Source organism: Pseudonocardia sp., assembly GCF_050246655.1.
GTDB lineage: Bacteria > Actinomycetota > Actinomycetes > Mycobacteriales > Pseudonocardiaceae > Pseudonocardia.
This window is the reverse complement of the sequence record NZ_JBFWVQ010000001.1, coordinates 110928-126217: the sequence shown is the minus strand read 5'-3', so window position 1 is coordinate 126217 and position 15290 is coordinate 110928. Positions and strand designations below refer to the sequence as shown.

The following is a 15290-nucleotide window of genomic DNA, read 5'->3' as shown; positions in this document are numbered from 1 at the left end:
GCCGTCAGACCGGCACCGGCACGGGGCGTCCGGGCGGGCGCCGGACCTCCTCGGCGCTCCAGGCCGCGTCCGGCGCGAGCCGCGCGACGTCACCGTGCAGGCGGGTCTCGTCGCGGTGGCCGATCGTGACGGTCAGCACGGCCACCGGCCCGTCCTCCCCGAGCGCGGTCTGCGCCGTCACGGCCCAGCCGCGCGACCACAGCTCCGTCGCGAGCGCGGGGTCGTCCGTGAGGACGGTGACCTTGAGGCGGCCCGGGGTGAGCCGGTCGCCTGCGACCAGCCCCAGCAGCACCCCCGCGCCGACGCCGGTGGCGTAGGCGGCGATGCTGAGCGGGTCGTCCACGTTCATGACGACCTGGCTGATCGCCGTGATCTGCAGGACGGCACCGACCGCGCCGAGCGCAACGGCTCCGCCGCGGTTGCCGCGGTTGGCGATGAGGACCCGCCACTGCCACAGGCCGACCTCGGTGAGGACCAGCACCGCGATCAGCGCGGGACGCAGGACGTCGATCATGACGTGTCCCTCCCTGCGGGCCGGCGGCGCCGGGTGGCGCCGCCGGCAGCGGCTCAGCTGTCGGCGGTCTCGGGGCCGAACGTGGCGGCGACCTCCACCACGAGGTCCGCGGGGAACCCGCCGCGCCGCGCGTGCTCGCGCACCGTCTCCGCGTCGTCGGTCTCGTGGACGCAGTAGAGCTTGTCGCCCGCGACGTAGGTGTGGTGCCACGTGTAGGCCACGCCCAGTCCCTCCACCACGGCGTTGGACGCGATGGCGATCTCCTTGAGCTCCGCAGGCGTCAGCGCCGAGGCGCCGGGGATGTTCCGCTCGATCACGAAGGTGGTCATCGTCTTCTCCTGTTCTCTGGTGGTCGCTTCGACCAGGGAGAACGCTAGGAGCGCTGAGCGCGCCGGCGCGTCGGTGGAAGTGCCGGTACCGGGTGCCTACCCACCCCATATCAGGCGCCCGCCCACTCGGCGGGCCGGTAGGCAGTGCGTATCTCTGCGGTGGGGGCGCGGTCCGGGGGGCACAGTGGGCACCGGCGGTGGTGAACCCGCCGCTCGGTCGGGATCGGGTGATCGCGGCCCGCCCCGTCCAGTTGACTTCGGGAGGTCCGATGCCCCGCCTGCTCCTCGTCTCCGGCAGCACGCGGGAGCGCTCCACGAACACCGCCGCCCTGCGCACCGCCGCGTCGCTCGCCCCCGAGGGCGTCGACGTCACACTGTGGCTGCGGCTCACCGACGTCCCGGCGTTCGTGCCCGACACCGACGGCGGCGGGCCGGCCCTGCAGGAGCTGCGCCACGCGATCACCGCGGCGGACGCCGTCCTGCTCTGCACGCCCGAGTACGCCGGGACGCTGCCCGGCAGCCTCAAGAACGTCCTCGACTGGCTCGTCGGCACCGGCGAGCTCTACGGCAAGCCAGTGGCCTGGACGAACGTCGCCGCTCCCGGCCGCGGCACCGGCGCCGAGGCGACCCTCGCGGCCGTCCTGGGCTACGTCGGCGCCGTGATCGTGGAGGGAGCCTGCCGGCGGATCCCGGTCGACCGTGCGACGGTTGGCCCGGACGGCCTCGTGGCCGACGAGCGGGTGCGGGCGGCGCTGGCGGCGCAGCTGGCCGCGCTCGCGGAGGGGTCGTCCCGCTCAGACGCGTGACGTGCGCGCCGGGCCACGTGTCCGGGCGGTTCAGGTGCCCGCACGGGTGAACGTCAGGTGAGTGACTCCGCTGGGCGAGGAGGTGGCCTCGACCTGGTAGTTCTCGTGCAGGTCCTCCAGCCCGTCCCAGAGGCGGACGCCTCGGCCGAGCAGGATGGGGACGATCACCGTGTGCATGTGGTCGATCAGCCCGGCAGCCAGGAACTCGCGGATGACGGTGGGTCCGCCGCCGATGCGCACGTCTCGACCGTCGGCGGCCTTGCGGGCCGTCTCGAGCGCCTCGGCGGGCGAGGCGTCGATGAAGTGGAAGGTCGTGCCGCCCTCCATCTCGATCGACGGGCGGACGTGGTGGGTGAGGACGAATACCGGCGTGTGGAACGGCGGGTTGGGACCCCACGCGCCCTTCCACTCCGGGTCCTCGTGCCATCCGGGGTGGCCCCACTTCCCGGCGCCCATGATCTCGGCGCCGATTCCCGGATCGTGCTGCCGGACGAAGACGTCGTCGACACCGCCGCTACCCCCGGGCTGCCACCAGCTCGTGGCGAACATCCATTGATGCAACCTGTCCCCGGCGTGACCGAAATGCGCGTCGCGGCTCTGACCCTCGCCGGTGCCGTAGCCGTCGAGCGAGATGGCGAAGTTGTGCACGCGGGCCAGCGACATGGTCGTTGCTCCTTCGGTGATCACGGGTGGTCGGTTCCCTCGCTGTGCCGGTGGTGACCGGTGGCGGGACGGAAACTCATCGACTCGGGCCGCGTCGAATCGGTGACCGGGCGGGTCACGGGAGCGGAATGCCGTCGGAGCTGGTCAGGCTGGCGGAAGCGGAGGGATTCGAACCCCCGGTACCTCTCGGTACTCCCGCTTTCAAGGCGGGTGCATTCGGCCGCTCTGCCACGCTTCCGCCGGAATCGTCGCACGTCCGCTCCGCCGCACCGGGCGAGGATGGCGTCCCGCTTCCCGGCGGTCCGGCTCGGGCCCCGTGGTGACGGCTTCGCAGACCTCGGACCCGCCTCGCAGACCTCGTCGCCCGCCTTCGCAGACCCCCGACTTGCGTCGCAGACGCTGCGGCACCTGCGAGGCGGGTCGGACCTCTGCGAAGCGGATGGAGCGCCGACGGAACCCGCAACTCGCGGCTGCGGAAGGCGCAACTCGCGGCTGCGGAAGGCGCAACTCGCGGCCTCGGAATGCGGAACTCGCGGGGGGCCCGGTCAGCCCGACCCGCCCGCGACGCCCGCCGCGACGACGGCCACCGTGACGGCGGCGGTCATCTCGTCCACGGCCTTGCGGACGGCCGCGGAACCCCAGCTGCCCTCGGCGACCTCCTTGGCCCGCCGGGCGACGTCGCGCCGCGACGCGCCGTGCTGGCGTGCGTCCACCCCGACCCGGACGGCGCGGATCGCGTGCAGCAGGGCGACCAGCGCGCCGGTGCGCTCGTCCGGGTCGCGGCCCTCCAGCAGCACGCTGCGCAGGTCGGCGCGCACGGTGGCCTCGTGCGCCCCGTCCGCGGCGGGCCACCGCCGGACCGGCCACACGCCCACGACGCGCCGGCGTTCGGCGCGCAGGACGCCGCGCCCGGCCAGCTGGTCGTAGAGCTCGCCCCGCAGGCCCTTCGCGAGCTTCCCGAGCACGTTCTTCGGCTTGGCACCCTCCCGCTCGCGCAGTCGGGCGAGGGCGGCGTCGAGCAGGGCGTCGCCCGTCGGCGCGGGGTCGTGGACGGTGAGGCGCCCGGAGCCGGTGACGTCGACGCGGCCGAGGATCGCGAGCTCGACGAGCAACGCGCCCGCGAGCGCGGTGTCGGTCTCGGAACCGGACTTCGAGAGCGCGCCGGTGGTGTCGTCGGTCAGCAGGAGCAGCAGGTCCTCGGCGATCAACACCTCCTCGACCGTACGCGGCCCGGTCGACCGTCGCAGCCGTGATGTGGTGGGATCTGCGACGCCGGGGCGCGCGCGGGGAGGGTCCATGCGGTTCGACGAGAGTTCGCGGCTGGACACGTCGCAGATCGACGACCTGCGCCGCGGCGGGGGCGGCGGTCGCGGCGGGGGCGGTCGCGGCGGCGGGCTCGGTGGCCGCGTCGCGGTGGGCGGCGGCGGCATCAGCATCGTCGCGCTGATCCTCTTCTTCATCGTGAGCCAGCTGGGCGGCGGCACCGGCGCGCTGCCGCCCGGCCTGGACGGCAGCGGTCTGGGCGGGGTCGAGGAGGGCCAGGCCGCCGACACGAGCGAGCTCGCCGCGAACTGCCGGACGGGCGCGGACGCGGCCAGGTCGCTGGACTGCGAGGCCGTCGCGGTCATCAACTCGCTGGACGCGTACTGGTCGGACACCTTCGCCAGGGCCGGGGTGACCTATCGGCCGCCGCGCACGAACTTCTTCCGCGGCAGCGTGCGCACCAACGGGTGCGGCGGCGCGACGTCGGACGTGGGGCCGTTCTACTGCCCCGCGGACCAGGAGGTCTACATCGACCTCACCTTCTACTCCGAGCTGGAGAGCCGGTTCGGCGCCGAGGGCGGCCCGTTCGCCCGCTCGTACGTGCTGGCTCACGAGTACGGCCACCACGTGCAGAACCTGCTCGGTACGTCCAGCCGGGTGCGTGGCAACGAGACCGGGCCGACGTCCGGGTCGGTACGGCTGGAGCTGCAGGCCGACTGCTACGCGGGCGTGTGGGGCCGCAACGCCACCCAGACGCCCGGCCCGTCGGGGCGCCCGCTGATCACCGAGATCACGCAGGCGGACGTGGACGCGGCCCTGGACACGGCGGCCCGGATCGGCGATGACTACATCCAGTCCCACCTCGGCGGCGGGCGCGTCGACGAGTCGCAGTTCAGCCACGGCAGCTCCGCACAGCGGGAGAAGTGGTTCACCACCGGGTTCACCACGGGCGAACCGGCGCGGTGCGACACGTTCGCCCGAGGTGTCGATCTCGGCTGAGCCGGTCCGAGCCGGGCCTCATCCCGCCCCGAGCAGCCCCAGGCAGCCCGCCAGGCCGTCGACCTGCAGGGTCCACGGCGGCCGGACGAACGCCGCGGCAGCGAGCCGAAGCCGCACCTCCTCGACCGGCTCGCCGCGGCGCACATGCGTGACCGAGCCGTCGCGGGTGTAGCCGAGCTTCGCCGACACCCGGAGCGACGCGGCGTTGTCGGCGAACGCCCCCGACCGCGCGCACACCGCGCCGAGATCGTCGAAGGCGAGCATGAGCGCGGCGGCGCGCATCTCGGTGCCGAGGCCGTGGCCCTGGTGGGCCAGGCCGAGCCACGAGCCGGTCGCGACCTCGCGGACGACGCCGAACTCACGGGCTTGCAGCGACTGCACGCCGATCACCCGGCCCTCGTGGCGGACCAGGAAGTGCACGTTCCAGTCCTCGGGGGTGAACGCCGAGCGTTGCTGCCAGAAGTGCTGGAGGGTGCCGCGGCCCATGTACCGCGGGTCGGCGTCCGTCCACGGCACGAGGAACGGCATCTCCTCCGGCGGGTGCACGCCGGCGTGGGCGACGGCCACGAGTTCCAGCAGGCCCGCGTCGTCGTCGGGCCGAAGCTCCAGGCGCGGGGTCCGCAGGACGAGGTGACGCAGCGGCCACGGCTCGGGATGGCTCATTTCCGAAGGGTGCCGGATCGCGGCACAGCCTTCGAGGCAATACCGTCCCGGGCATGTACGCGATCACGGTGACGGAGCCGGGCGGACCCGAGGTGCTGCGGTGGGCGGAGGTGCCGGACCCGGTCGCCGGGCCCGGCGAGGTGGTGCTGGACATCCTTGCGGGCGCGGTGAACCGGGCCGATCTCATGCAGCGTCAGGGCTACTACCCGCCCCCGCCGGGGGCATCGGAGATCATCGGGCTGGAGTGCTCGGGCCGGGTCGCCGAGATCGGCGAGGACGTCACCGGCTGGTCGGTGGGGGACGAGGTCTGCGCGCTGCTCGCCGGGGGCGGGTACGCGCAGAAGGTCGCGGTGCCGGCCGCGCAGCTGCTGCCCATCCCGGAGGGGGTCGATCCCGTGACCGCCGCCGGTGTGCCCGAGGTGGCGTGCACGGTCTGGTCCAACATCGTGATGACCGGGCACCTTCGGGCGGGGGAGACGTTCCTCGTGCAGGGTGGTAGCAGCGGCATCGGCACGCACGCCATCCAGGTGGCGAAGGCCCTCGGGGCGCGGGTGGCGGCCACCGCTGGCGCTGCGGACCGGCTCGCCCGCTGCCGCGAACTGGGCGCGGACATCGTCATCGACTACCACGACGACATCCCGGCCGAGCTGAAGAAGGCCACCGACGGCCACGGCGCCGACGTCATCCTGGACAACATGGGCGCCAAGGGGCTCGCGGCCAACGTCGACGCCCTTGCCCCCGACGGCCGGCTGATCATCATCGGACTGCAGGGCGGGACGAGGGGGGAACTGGACATCAACACGCTGCTGCGCAAGCGGGGCAGCGTCATCGCCACGAGCCTTCGGGGGCGGCCGCTCGACGGGCCGAACGGCAAGGGGGCGATCGTCGCGCAGGTGCGGGAGCACGTGTGGCCGATGATCGGGGACGGCCGGGTGCGCCCGATCGTGCACGGCACCGTCGCGATGGCGGAGGCGGAGGCGGCGCACCGGCAGCTGGAGGCAGGCGGGGTGGTGGGGAAGATCCTGCTCGTCAGCTGAGCGACAGCAGCGCATCCACGAGCAGCGAGACCTCGGCGGGGCTCGTGTAGTGGGCGAACCCGATGCGGATCGCCCCGCCGATCTCGGCGCTGCCGAGATGGCCGAGCACGCCCTGCTCGCCCGGGTCGGCGAAGGTGCAGATCCCGCGCTCGGCGAGGTGCTCGACGGCGTCCGTGGGTTTGACTGCCTCGTGGGTGACCGACAGCAGCGGCACGCGCCGCGCCGGCCGGCCGATCACGGAGACGGGAGTGGCCCACAGGCCGTCCAGGAGGTCGCTCACCAGCCGGGAGTGGTAGTCCTCCAACGCCGCCATCGACGCGAGCACCCGTTCGCGGCGGGTGCCGCCCGCCGTCTCGTCCAGGCCCGCGAGGTGCTCCACCGACGCGACCAGCCCGGCGAGCTGCGCCGTCGGCAGCGGCCCCCACTCCAGGCGGTGGGCTCCGCGCGCGGACGGGTCCGGCGAGGACCGCGACAGCTCGTCGAGCAGCGACGGATCCACGAACACCAGCGCGCCCACCGGCGGCCCGCCCCACGCCCCGGCGTCGAGCACCACGACGTCCGCGCCGAGCGCCGCGATGTCCTGCGGGGCGAACGGGGCGGCCGAGGTGAGGTCCACGACGACGAACGCGCCGCGCTCCCGGGCCTGCTCCGCGATCGGCGCCACCTCGGGCCGGGTGCCGACCTGCGCGGACGCCGCGGTCAGCGCGACCACCCGGACCGGCGCGTCCAGCAGCTCGGCGAACTGCCACGTGGGCAGCTCGCACGTCTCGATCTCGATCTCCGCCCAGCGCACGGCCGTGCCGCGGCGACGGGCGGCGGCGAGCCAGGGTGCGACGTAGGCGGCCTCGTCCAGCCGCGACACGACGACCTCGTCCCCCAGCTGCCAGCCCTCGCTCAGCGCGTCCGCGAGCGTGCCGAGCAGGACGGCCGGGTGCGGCCCGAGGACGACGCCCGCGGGATCAGCCCCCACGACGTCCGCGACGGCGGCGCGGGCCTCCTCGTCGATCTCGGCCGCCCGCCGCGAGGCGGGGAACACCCCGCCCGGTGCGGCGCAGGGAGCGCGCAGCGCGGCCGTGACGGCCGACACGACCTGTTCGGGGACCTGCATGCCGGCCGTCGCGTCGAAGCGCACCCAGCCGTCACCGAGCGCGGGGACGAGTCCGCGGACGCGGCCGACGTCAAGCGACACGCGGAACACGGTAGCGATGAGCCCGATCGCTCCTGCCGCCCCCTCGGCGGACGGTCGGTTGTGCGCGCCATGATGGGTCCATGAGCCAGCCAACCGATTCCGAGAACGGCGAGCAGCAGGTCATGGTCATCGGCCCGGACGGCCGGCCCGTCGGCGTGGCGAGCGTCCCCCAGGGGGGTGCGGAGGCCGACGCCGATCCGGACGGTGGTGTCGCCGGCATGGTGGAGCAGCCCGCCAAGGTGATGCGGATCGGCACGATGATCAAGCAGCTGCTGGAGGAGGTGCGGGCCGCGCCGCTGGACGAGGCGTCGCGCAACCGCCTCCGGGAGATCCACGAGAACTCGATCAAGGAGCTGGAGCAGGGCCTCGCGCCGGACCTGCGCGAGGAGCTGCACCGTCTCAGCCTGCCGTTCACCGACGACAGCATTCCGTCCGAGAGCGAGCTGCGGATCGCACAGGCGCAGCTCGTGGGCTGGCTGGAGGGCCTGTTCCACGGGATCCAGACGGCGCTGTTCGCCCAGCAGATGGCCGCGCGGGCGCAGCTCGAGCAGATGCGCCGCGGGCTGCCGCCGGGGGTGTCGATCCCGGGGATGCCGAGCAGCGAGCCGCACACCGGCCGCGGCACGGGCCAGTACCTGTAGGTGCCGAGCCGGGCACCGCCGTCCGCGTGGTCGTGACGCCTCACCGCTCGACGTGCAGCAGCCCGAGCCGCTGGGTGGCGCGGGTCATCGAGACGTAGAGGTCGGCGGGGTTGTGCGCCCGGATCCGCTCCGGGTCGACGATCACGACCGCGTCGAACTCGAGGCCCTTCGCCGACACCGGCGTGTGCCGCTGCGCGGGGAGCCCCGCGAGCCCGGCCAGGTCGCCGGGGTCGGCAGCGATCACCGCCAGCGTCCCGCGGCCCCGGTGCGCCTGCTCCGCCAGCTCGGCCTCGACGGCAGCGCGCAGCCCGGCGGCGATCTGCGCCACCGGCACGGTGCGCTCCCACGGATCCTCCCCGGTCGTCCGCACCGAGTCGGGCGCCTGCCGGTCCGGCGCGAACTCGGCCAGCAGCGCGGCGGCGGGCGCCATGATCTCGGCGGGGGTCCGGTAGTTCACGGTGAGCGTCCGGTAGGTCCACCGGTCGCCGAGCTGGGGGCCGAGCACGTCCGCCCACTCCCGCGCCCCGGCGGCGGCGCTGCGCTGCGCGAGGTCGCCGACGGCGGTGACCGATCGGGACGGGCAGCGGCGCAGCAGGACGTGCCAGTCCATGGCCGAGAGCTCCTGTGCCTCGTCGACGACGAGGTGCCCGTAACGCCACTCCCGGTCGGCGGCGGCCCGCTCGGCGACGCTCGCGAGGTGCCCGGACACCTGCCGGGCGGCGAGGACGTCCGCGGTGACGAAGTCGGTCGGGCGCAGCTCGTCGGGATCCTCCCCGGCGACCTGGCGCTCGCCGTCCTCGAGGATGGCCAGGACCTCCGCGGCGTAGGCCCGCTCGTCGGCGGCCCCCGGCTCGCGGCCGGGCGTGCCGGGCGGGGGGCCGAGCAGCTCGGCCAGCTCGTCGAGCAGCGGCGCGTCCGCCACGGTCCACGCCCCGCCCGTGGGCCGGTGCAGGCCGGGTCCGGCGCCCGCGGAGGCCAGCCGCTGCGGCGAGGCGTAGAGCTCGGTCAGGCACCGCTGCGGCGTCAGCACCGGCCAGAGGCGCTCGACGGCCGCGTGGAAGTCCAGGTTCGCGCGCAGCTCGTCGCGCAGGTCGCGGCGCAGCTCCGCCGACACCTCCGCCGCGCCCATCGGCTCGATCTCCGGCAGGTCGCCCAGCTCGCGCAGGATGCCGGCGAGCTCGGGCGGGTCCTCCAGGTCCCGGCCGAGCCGCTCGAGGCCCTGCGTGACGAGCAGGCTGCCGAGCGCGTCACGGAACGTCGCCCTGGCGGTGTTGTGCGCCAGCCCGGCGGCCCGGGCGCGGCTGCGGGCGTCGGCCGCCGTCGCCCGGTCGATCTCGACGGTGACGTCGTCCAGCTCGATCACGATCGGTGAGCCGGGCAGCTCCTGGCGGTCGGCGACGGCGCGGCGCAGCACCTCCAGCATCGCCAGGTCGCCCTTGGTGCTGGCCACGTCGTCCGGGTCGACGGCGGTCGCGACGACGCCGTGGGCGAGCCGGCCGGGGGTGGTGAACACGACCGCCGACTCGCCCAGCGCGGGCAGCACGCCGCCGACGTAGCGGATGAACCCGGCGCTGGGCCCGACGACGAGCACGCCGCTGCGCGCGAGCCGCTCGCGGTGGGTGTAGAGCAGATACGCGACGCGGTGCAGCGCCACGGCGGTCTTCCCGGTCCCCGGGCCGCCCTCGATCACGGTCGCGCCGGACAGCGGCAGCCGGATGATCGCGTCCTGCTCGGCCTGGATCGTCGCGACGATGTCGCGCATCGTCGATCCGCGCGGGGCCCGCAACGCCGCGAGCAACGCCGGATCGGCGGCGGATCCGGAATCGGTGTCCCGGTCCAGCACGTCGTCGTGGAATGCGGCGACGCGTTCGTCCGGTGCGGTTCCGGCGATCTCGAAATGGCGCCGCCTGGTCACGCCGAGCGGGGTGGCCAACGTCGCGCAGTAGAACGGCCGGGCGGCGGGCGCGCGCCAGTCGGTGAGCGTGCTCTCGGAGCTCGCGGGATCGGTGAGCCCGATGCGGCCGACGTAGGTGGTCGAGCCGCCAGCGTCGTCGGCGGCGTGGTCGAGCCTGCCGAAGCAGAGCCCGGAGCGGGCGGCCGCCAGCGCGTTCGCCCGTTCCGACCAGCGGTGCACGGACACGTCCCGTTCCCAGCGGCCGCTGAACTGCCCGGCCGTCGGCGCCGCCAGCGCGCCCCGTGCCCGGGCCGTGGCGGCCGCGAGCTCGGTGGCGAGCAGCGCGTGCAGCCGGCGGATCCGCGCCGTCTCCCTCGACCGCTCGGCCGCGAGCTCGCGCTCGACGGGGGGCCTGTCGCCACCCTCGCCGCCCGTGTTATCCTGGAATTGCGGAATTCCGTATTCATTTTCAGAGCGCACTCGTCAGAATAGCTTTCGCGCGTATCGCTGGGCAATTCGTTGCCGGTGAATCGGCCAGGTGGGCATCGGGCTGGAAGGGTCGGACGGCAGTGCCGGCCACCTCCGCGGCGCGCTCCCGAGGCGGGCGGCAACCGGCCGGGACGGTGCCGCGAGTACCCTCGCCGCGTGTCCACGTCAGCACCCGAGGCGACCGGAGAGGACGCCGTGCAGCCGCACGACGCCCTGGCGGGCGCACCCGGTTCGCGCAGCTGGGCACGTGCGTTCGGCGACCTCCGGCAAGGTTGGGCGCAGCGCTCGCTCTGGGGCTACCTCGGGTGGCAGGACATCAAGCAGCGCTACCGGCGTTCGGTGCTGGGGCCGCTGTGGATCTCCATCAGCATGGGCGTCATCGCCACCGCGATGGGCATCCTGTACGGCGTCCTCTTCGGCGAGCCGATCCAGACGTTCCTCCCCTATGTCGCCACGGGCCTGCTGATCTGGAACTTCGTCTCGGGATGCATCCTCGAGGGCAGCGAGGTGTTCATCGCCAACGAGGGCCTCATCCGGTTCCTCCCCGCGCCCCTCTCGCTGCACATCTACCGGCTCGTCTGGCGACAGACGCTGTTCTTCCTGCACAACCTGGTCATCTGGGCCCTGCTCATGGTGATCTTCCCGCAGCCCCTGGACTGGACGCTGCTGCTCGCGGTGCCCGCGTTCGCGATCCTCGTGCTCAACGGAGCGTGGATCTCGATCCTCACCGGCATCATCGCCACCCGCTTCCGCGACATCCCACCCATCATCGCCAGCATCACGCAGCTGCTGTTCTTCATGACGCCGATCGTCTGGTCCTACGACACGCTGCAGGACAACGTCGCGGGGCGCGCCCGGCTGGCCGAGCTCAACCCGGTCATGCACTTCGTGGAGATCATTCGCCAGCCGCTCCTTGGCCAGGACATCGTGTGGCGGCACTGGTGGATCGTGGGCGTCATCACCGTGACCGGCTGGGTGGCGGCCATGATGGCGCTGCGCAACTACCGCTCGCGGGTGGCGTACTGGGTATGAGCAGCGCGACCCCGCCCCCGAGCATCGACATCGTCGACGCCGCCGTCGACTTCCCGATCTTCGACGCGAAGAACCGCTCGCTGAAGAAGGCCGTCCTCGGCAAGGCGGGCGGCCGCATCGGCACCGGCAGCAAGGTGCCGATCATCGAGGCGCTGCGCGACGTCACGATCTCCCTGCGCAAGGGCGACCGGGTGGCGCTCGTCGGCCACAACGGTGCCGGCAAATCGACGCTGCTGCGGCTGATGTCGGGCATCTACGAGCCCACCCGCGGACGCGCGCACGTCGTCGGGAAGGTCGCGCCGGTGTTCGATCTCGCCGTCGGCATGGACCCCGAGATCAGCGGCCTGGACAACATCCTCATCCGGGGTCTGTTCCTCGGGATGACCCGCAAGGAGATGGAGACCCGCGTCGACGACATCGCCGAGTTCACCGAGCTCGGCGACTACCTGCAGATGCCGCTGCGCACCTACTCCACCGGCATGCGGGTGCGGCTCGCGCTCGGCGTCGTCACCAGCATCGATCCGGAGATCCTCCTGCTGGACGAGGGTATCGGGGCGGTGGACGCGGAGTTCCTCGCCAAGGCCCGCAGGCGCCTGAACGAGCTGGTGGAGCGTTCCGGGATCCTGGTCTTCGCCTCGCACTCCGACGAGTTCCTCGCCGACCTGTGCGACACCGCGATCTGGATGGACCACGGCGTCGTCCGCGAGCACGGGCCCCTGCGCGAGGTGCTGCACCACTACAAGGGCCGCGACGTGCTGGCCGAGATGGGCCGGTGAGCGCGCCCGGCGGTGCGCGCCGGCGGCGTCCCGGGAGCAGCACCCCGCCCTTCCCGCGCGAACGGCACGTACTGGAGCTAGGTCTTCCCGTACGTGCCGTTCGCTCGCCCGGGGGGTGGGGGTGAACCCGGCGGCCGGCCCGCTGCCGCCGGGCTCCGTCGTCGCGGTGGTCGTCACCCGCCACCGCACCGGGCAGCTGGTGGACTCCCTCGCCGCGCTCGCGAAGCAGACCCACCCGATCGCGCACCTCGTCGTCGTCGACAACGGCCCGGACCGCCCGGCCCGGGAGGTCGTCGAGGCGTGCGGGCTCCCGGCGATCTGGCTGCCGTCGTGGCGCAACCTCGGTGGCGCCGGCGGGTTCGCCCTCGGGATCCTGCACGCCCTCGCCCTCGGTGCGGACTGGGTCTGGCTCGCCGACGACGACGGCCGCGCCGCGGACGACACGGTGCTCGCCACGCTGCGTGCGCTCGCCGAGCGCCGCGGGCTCGCGGAGGTCTCCCCGGTCGTCGTGGACGCCGGCGATCCGGACCGGCTCTCCTTCTCCGTGCGCCGGGGCTTGCGGTGGCACCGCACACGGGCCGGGCTGGCCGCGGAACCGTCGGTGGACGCCGGGTTCCTGCCCGGGATCGCCGCGTTCTTCAACGGCGCCCTCTTCCGGGCGGAGACGCTGGAGGCGATCGGCGTGCCGGACCTGCGCCTGTTCGTGCGCGGGGACGAGGTGGAGATGCACCGGCGGATGGTGCGCTCCGGGCTGCCCTTCGGCACCGCGCTGCACGCGGCCTACCTGCACCCGGCCGCGCACGCCGAGGACAAGCCGATGCTGCGCGGACGCCTGCACGCCCGCCACCCCGACGACCCCGTGAAGCGCCACTACACCTACCGCAACCGCGGCTACGTCGTCTCCCAGCCGGGAATGCGCCGGGTCGGGCTGCTGGAGCTGCCGCGGTTCGCCTGGTTCTTCCTGGTCACGCGGCGCGATCCGGCCGGGTTCCGCGAGTGGCTGCGCCACATGCGCGACGGTCGCCGCGAGCGCTTCCGCCGCGCCTGATCACCCTCAGGGGGGAACCTGGGGCCGTGCCCGTATCTTGATCACCTCTCCGCTCAATCCCAGGGTGCCTGCTCGATCGCCGCCACCGTGCGGCCGGAGGACCCGGGAGCCAGCTGGTGCGGAAGCGGAACGTGATGGTCGCGGCGGTGCTCGCCGTCGGCATGGTGGTGGCGGGCCAGGGCCTCGCCTCTGCCAAGGAGCCCGGCAAGGAGTCCAGGCCGGTCTTGTCCGGCGACGTCGGGGCGGGCGACGTGCCCGGCGGTCACGCCTCCTGGGACGAGTTCATGCGGGTGCAGGAGCGCCTGGATGCCAAGGCGGAGCGGATCGCGGACGTCGGCGGCGACGGGTTCAGCGGCATCGAGGTCTCGGCCGAGCGGCGCGCGCTCACCGTCTACTGGAAGGGCGACGCGCCCACAGGCCTCACCGAGGCCGTCGAGCTGGCGCGGACGGACGGCGACACCGTGAACGTCGCACCGGCCCGCTACTCCGAGAGCGAGCTGATGGCGGAGGCCAACCGCATCGTCGAGGAGGACGGCGTCAGCGCCGTCGCACCGAAGGTGGACGGCAGCGGGCTGCTCGTGTCGGTGCTGCCCGGCCACCTCGGAGTGATCCTCTCGCCGTTCCCGGTCACCACGGACCAGGCGGAGCCCGTCCTGGCCTCCCGCAAGGACGACTCCTCGCCCTACACCGGAGGCGCGCGCTGGAACGGCTGCAGCAGCGGTTTCGCCATCTCGATCAACGGATCGAAGAGGATGCTGTCGGCGGGCCACTGCGCCGACAACGGCGACACCGCCCGCGACGGCGGCGGCCAGACGATGGGCAAGGTCGCCGGTGACAGCAACTCCAAGGACCGGCTCTACATCAACACGAGCTCGCGGGGCCGGGTGTACAACGGCAGCGTTGCGCCGGACGGCTCGCCGGTCAACGAGTACACCAACGCCGTGACGGGCGCGTCGCGCAGCTTCGTCGGGGACGTCATCTGCAGCTCCGGGGCCTACTCCGGCACCCGCTGCGGCTCGCGGGTCGTCGCCGTGAACCAGACGATCAACGTCGGCTACCTCATCTACGAGACCGTCCGGGCCGAGAAGACCGACCGCACCGCGGCCATCGGCAACGGCGACAGCGGCGGCCCGTCGTTCGCGGTCGCCTCGGACAACACGAAGGTGATCGCGAAGGGCACCCACACCGCGATCGACCTGTCCACGGCCAGCCCCTGCACCGGCGTGCCGACGGGCGCCGCGGGCGGTCGCCAGTGCGCATGGCGCTTCTACTACGTCGACGTGACGCGCTCGCTCGCGGCCTACGGCGGGAAGATCGTCACGGGCTGAGCCGGACGCCGAACGGGCCGCACCCCGCCGGGGTGCGGCCCGTCCCGTGTCCCGGTGAGGCGTCTCAGTTCGTGATCGGCCCGATCGCCTCGGCCTGCGCGGGGGGCGTGGTTCCGTAGCGGCCCGGCAGCAGCGGGGCCAGCCGCTCGGGCTGCGGTGTGCCGACGTCGACGGCGGTGCCGTCGTACCGGGCCCCGACGGACATCACGTCGATGCCCTGCTCGCGCCAGTACGGGATGTCCGCGACCACCCGTGAGGCGAGCGCCTCCAGCTCGGGCGCGGAGTACGGCGCGTCCAGCGGCACCGTCGGCGCGGGCAGCCGCAGTTCGCGCAGGGCCGCGTCGAACTCGGCCGAGGGCTTGCGGTAGACGAGCACGCGGGCGTCCTCGGTCGCCACACCGGCGTAGAGCTGCGGGAACCGCTCCCGGGCCCAGCGATCGACCTCGCCCGCCGCATCCGCGGCGGCGCCTGCCGGGGCGGCGGGCGGCGGCTGGGTGGCTCCCGCGGACGCACAGGACGGTACCGCCGCGAGGACGAGGCACGCGGCGACGGCGGCAGTGCGCCAGATCGACCGGTTCACGCGGGCATCGTAGTGAGCGGCCGTGACGCCGCGGTGTCA

General features: G+C 73.7%; 16 protein-coding genes and 1 tRNA gene. 8 read left to right on the top strand and 9 right to left on the bottom strand.

Annotated features, from left to right (window positions below; translation table 11 throughout):
- Positions 1–4: 4 nt before the first annotated feature.
- Entirely contained in the window at positions 5–514 is a 510-nt protein-coding gene (locus AB7J25_RS00605) for a DUF5698 domain-containing protein (RefSeq protein WP_428503796.1), read from the bottom strand.
- 53 nt (positions 515–567) lie between these two features.
- On the bottom strand, positions 568–843 hold the full coding sequence (locus AB7J25_RS00600; protein WP_428503794.1) for a DUF4242 domain-containing protein: 276 nt from the start codon (positions 841–843) through the stop codon (positions 568–570).
- 269 nt (positions 844–1112) lie between these two features.
- On the opposite strand from AB7J25_RS00600, the gene AB7J25_RS00595 reads away from it, so the two are divergent.
- Complete coding sequence (locus tag AB7J25_RS00595; protein WP_428503792.1) at positions 1113–1649, top strand: NADPH-dependent FMN reductase; 537 nt, start codon at positions 1113–1115, stop codon at positions 1647–1649.
- 30 nt (positions 1650–1679) lie between these two features.
- Here AB7J25_RS00595 and AB7J25_RS00590 read toward each other — a convergent pair whose 3' ends face one another.
- From AB7J25_RS00590 to AB7J25_RS00580, 3 genes are all read right to left on the bottom strand, one after another.
- Positions 1680–2312, bottom strand: a complete 633-nt coding sequence (locus tag AB7J25_RS00590) for a dihydrofolate reductase family protein (protein ID WP_428503790.1) — start codon at positions 2310–2312, stop codon at positions 1680–1682.
- A gap of 150 nt (positions 2313–2462) precedes the next feature.
- A tRNA-Ser gene (locus AB7J25_RS00585) sits at positions 2463–2550 on the bottom strand.
- Between the two features lie 307 nt (positions 2551–2857).
- A complete protein-coding gene (locus tag AB7J25_RS00580) occupies positions 2858–3523 on the bottom strand; it encodes a GOLPH3/VPS74 family protein (protein WP_428503788.1) in 666 nt (221 codons plus the stop codon).
- A gap of 85 nt (positions 3524–3608) precedes the next feature.
- Between AB7J25_RS00580 and ypfJ the strand changes: the two genes are divergently transcribed.
- On the top strand, positions 3609–4574 hold the full coding sequence (gene ypfJ / locus AB7J25_RS00575) for a KPN_02809 family neutral zinc metallopeptidase (protein ID WP_428503786.1): 966 nt from the start codon (positions 3609–3611) through the stop codon (positions 4572–4574).
- A gap of 18 nt (positions 4575–4592) precedes the next feature.
- On the opposite strand, the gene AB7J25_RS00570 is transcribed toward ypfJ, so the two are convergent.
- Positions 4593–5237, bottom strand: coding sequence for a GNAT family N-acetyltransferase (locus tag AB7J25_RS00570; protein ID WP_428503784.1), 645 nt, complete (start codon positions 5235–5237; stop codon positions 4593–4595).
- A gap of 53 nt (positions 5238–5290) precedes the next feature.
- Here AB7J25_RS00570 and AB7J25_RS00565 point away from each other — a divergent pair, with 53 nt between their 5' ends.
- The gene (locus tag AB7J25_RS00565) at positions 5291–6274 is read left to right on the top strand and encodes an NAD(P)H-quinone oxidoreductase (protein WP_428503782.1); all 984 of its coding nucleotides are present in this window, start codon (positions 5291–5293) and stop codon (positions 6272–6274) included.
- On the opposite strand, the gene AB7J25_RS00560 is transcribed toward AB7J25_RS00565, so the two are convergent.
- Positions 6267–7463 carry an aminotransferase class V-fold PLP-dependent enzyme gene (locus tag AB7J25_RS00560; RefSeq protein ID WP_428503780.1) on the bottom strand — a complete coding sequence of 399 codons (1197 nt, stop codon included), beginning with the start codon at positions 7461–7463 and terminating at the stop codon, positions 6267–6269. The two genes, AB7J25_RS00565 and AB7J25_RS00560, sit on opposite strands and share 8 nt — an antisense overlap.
- Before the next feature lie 80 nt (positions 7464–7543).
- Here AB7J25_RS00560 and AB7J25_RS00555 point away from each other — a divergent pair, with 80 nt between their 5' ends.
- On the top strand, positions 7544–8104 hold the full coding sequence (locus tag AB7J25_RS00555; RefSeq protein ID WP_428503778.1) for a bacterial proteasome activator family protein: 561 nt from the start codon (positions 7544–7546) through the stop codon (positions 8102–8104).
- Positions 8105–8144: 40 nt separating this feature from the next.
- Here the strand turns inward: AB7J25_RS00555 and AB7J25_RS00550 are convergent, their stop codons facing one another.
- Positions 8145–10478, bottom strand: coding sequence for a UvrD-helicase domain-containing protein (locus AB7J25_RS00550; RefSeq protein WP_428503776.1), 2334 nt, complete (start codon positions 10476–10478; stop codon positions 8145–8147).
- 204 nt (positions 10479–10682) lie between these two features.
- Between AB7J25_RS00550 and wzm the strand changes: the two genes are divergently transcribed.
- The 4 genes from wzm to AB7J25_RS00530 all read left to right on the top strand — a co-directional run bounded on the left by wzm (position 10683) and on the right by AB7J25_RS00530 (position 14671).
- Positions 10683–11519 carry a galactan export ABC transporter permease subunit Wzm/RfbD gene (gene wzm, locus AB7J25_RS00545; protein WP_428503884.1) on the top strand — a complete coding sequence of 279 codons (837 nt, stop codon included), beginning with the start codon at positions 10683–10685 and terminating at the stop codon, positions 11517–11519.
- Entirely contained in the window at positions 11516–12295 is a 780-nt protein-coding gene (wzt, locus tag AB7J25_RS00540) for a galactan export ABC transporter ATP-binding subunit Wzt/RfbE (RefSeq protein WP_428503774.1), read from the top strand. The genes wzm and wzt overlap by 4 nt, the downstream gene beginning before the upstream one ends.
- A gap of 121 nt (positions 12296–12416) precedes the next feature.
- The gene (glfT1, locus tag AB7J25_RS00535) at positions 12417–13343 is read left to right on the top strand and encodes a galactofuranosyltransferase GlfT1 (protein WP_428503772.1); all 927 of its coding nucleotides are present in this window, start codon (positions 12417–12419) and stop codon (positions 13341–13343) included.
- Positions 13344–13459: 116 nt separating this feature from the next.
- Complete coding sequence (locus tag AB7J25_RS00530; RefSeq protein ID WP_428503770.1) at positions 13460–14671, top strand: hypothetical protein; 1212 nt, start codon at positions 13460–13462, stop codon at positions 14669–14671.
- 64 nt (positions 14672–14735) lie between these two features.
- Here AB7J25_RS00530 and AB7J25_RS00525 read toward each other — a convergent pair whose 3' ends face one another.
- Complete coding sequence (locus AB7J25_RS00525; RefSeq protein WP_428503768.1) at positions 14736–15251, bottom strand: hypothetical protein; 516 nt, start codon at positions 15249–15251, stop codon at positions 14736–14738.
- Positions 15252–15290: the final 39 nt, after the last annotated feature.

Excerpts from the sequence above, each read along its gene's own strand:
- wzt (WP_428503774.1), top strand. The coding sequence starts at position 11,516 with ATGAGCAGCGCGACCCCGCCCCCGAGCATCGACATCGTCGACGCCGCC.
- AB7J25_RS00570 (WP_428503784.1), bottom strand. The coding sequence starts at position 5,237 with ATGAGCCATCCCGAGCCGTGGCCGCTGCGTCACCTCGTCCTGCGGACC.
- AB7J25_RS00555 (WP_428503778.1), top strand. The coding sequence starts at position 7,544 with ATGAGCCAGCCAACCGATTCCGAGAACGGCGAGCAGCAGGTCATGGTC.
- AB7J25_RS00600 (WP_428503794.1), bottom strand. The coding sequence starts at position 843 with ATGACCACCTTCGTGATCGAGCGGAACATCCCCGGCGCCTCGGCGCTG.
- AB7J25_RS00590 (WP_428503790.1), bottom strand. The coding sequence starts at position 2,312 with ATGTCGCTGGCCCGCGTGCACAACTTCGCCATCTCGCTCGACGGCTAC.
- AB7J25_RS00605 (WP_428503796.1), bottom strand. The coding sequence starts at position 514 with ATGATCGACGTCCTGCGTCCCGCGCTGATCGCGGTGCTGGTCCTCACC.
- AB7J25_RS00565 (WP_428503782.1), top strand. The coding sequence starts at position 5,291 with ATGTACGCGATCACGGTGACGGAGCCGGGCGGACCCGAGGTGCTGCGG.
- AB7J25_RS00595 (WP_428503792.1), top strand. The coding sequence starts at position 1,113 with ATGCCCCGCCTGCTCCTCGTCTCCGGCAGCACGCGGGAGCGCTCCACG.
- ypfJ (WP_428503786.1), top strand. The coding sequence starts at position 3,609 with ATGCGGTTCGACGAGAGTTCGCGGCTGGACACGTCGCAGATCGACGAC.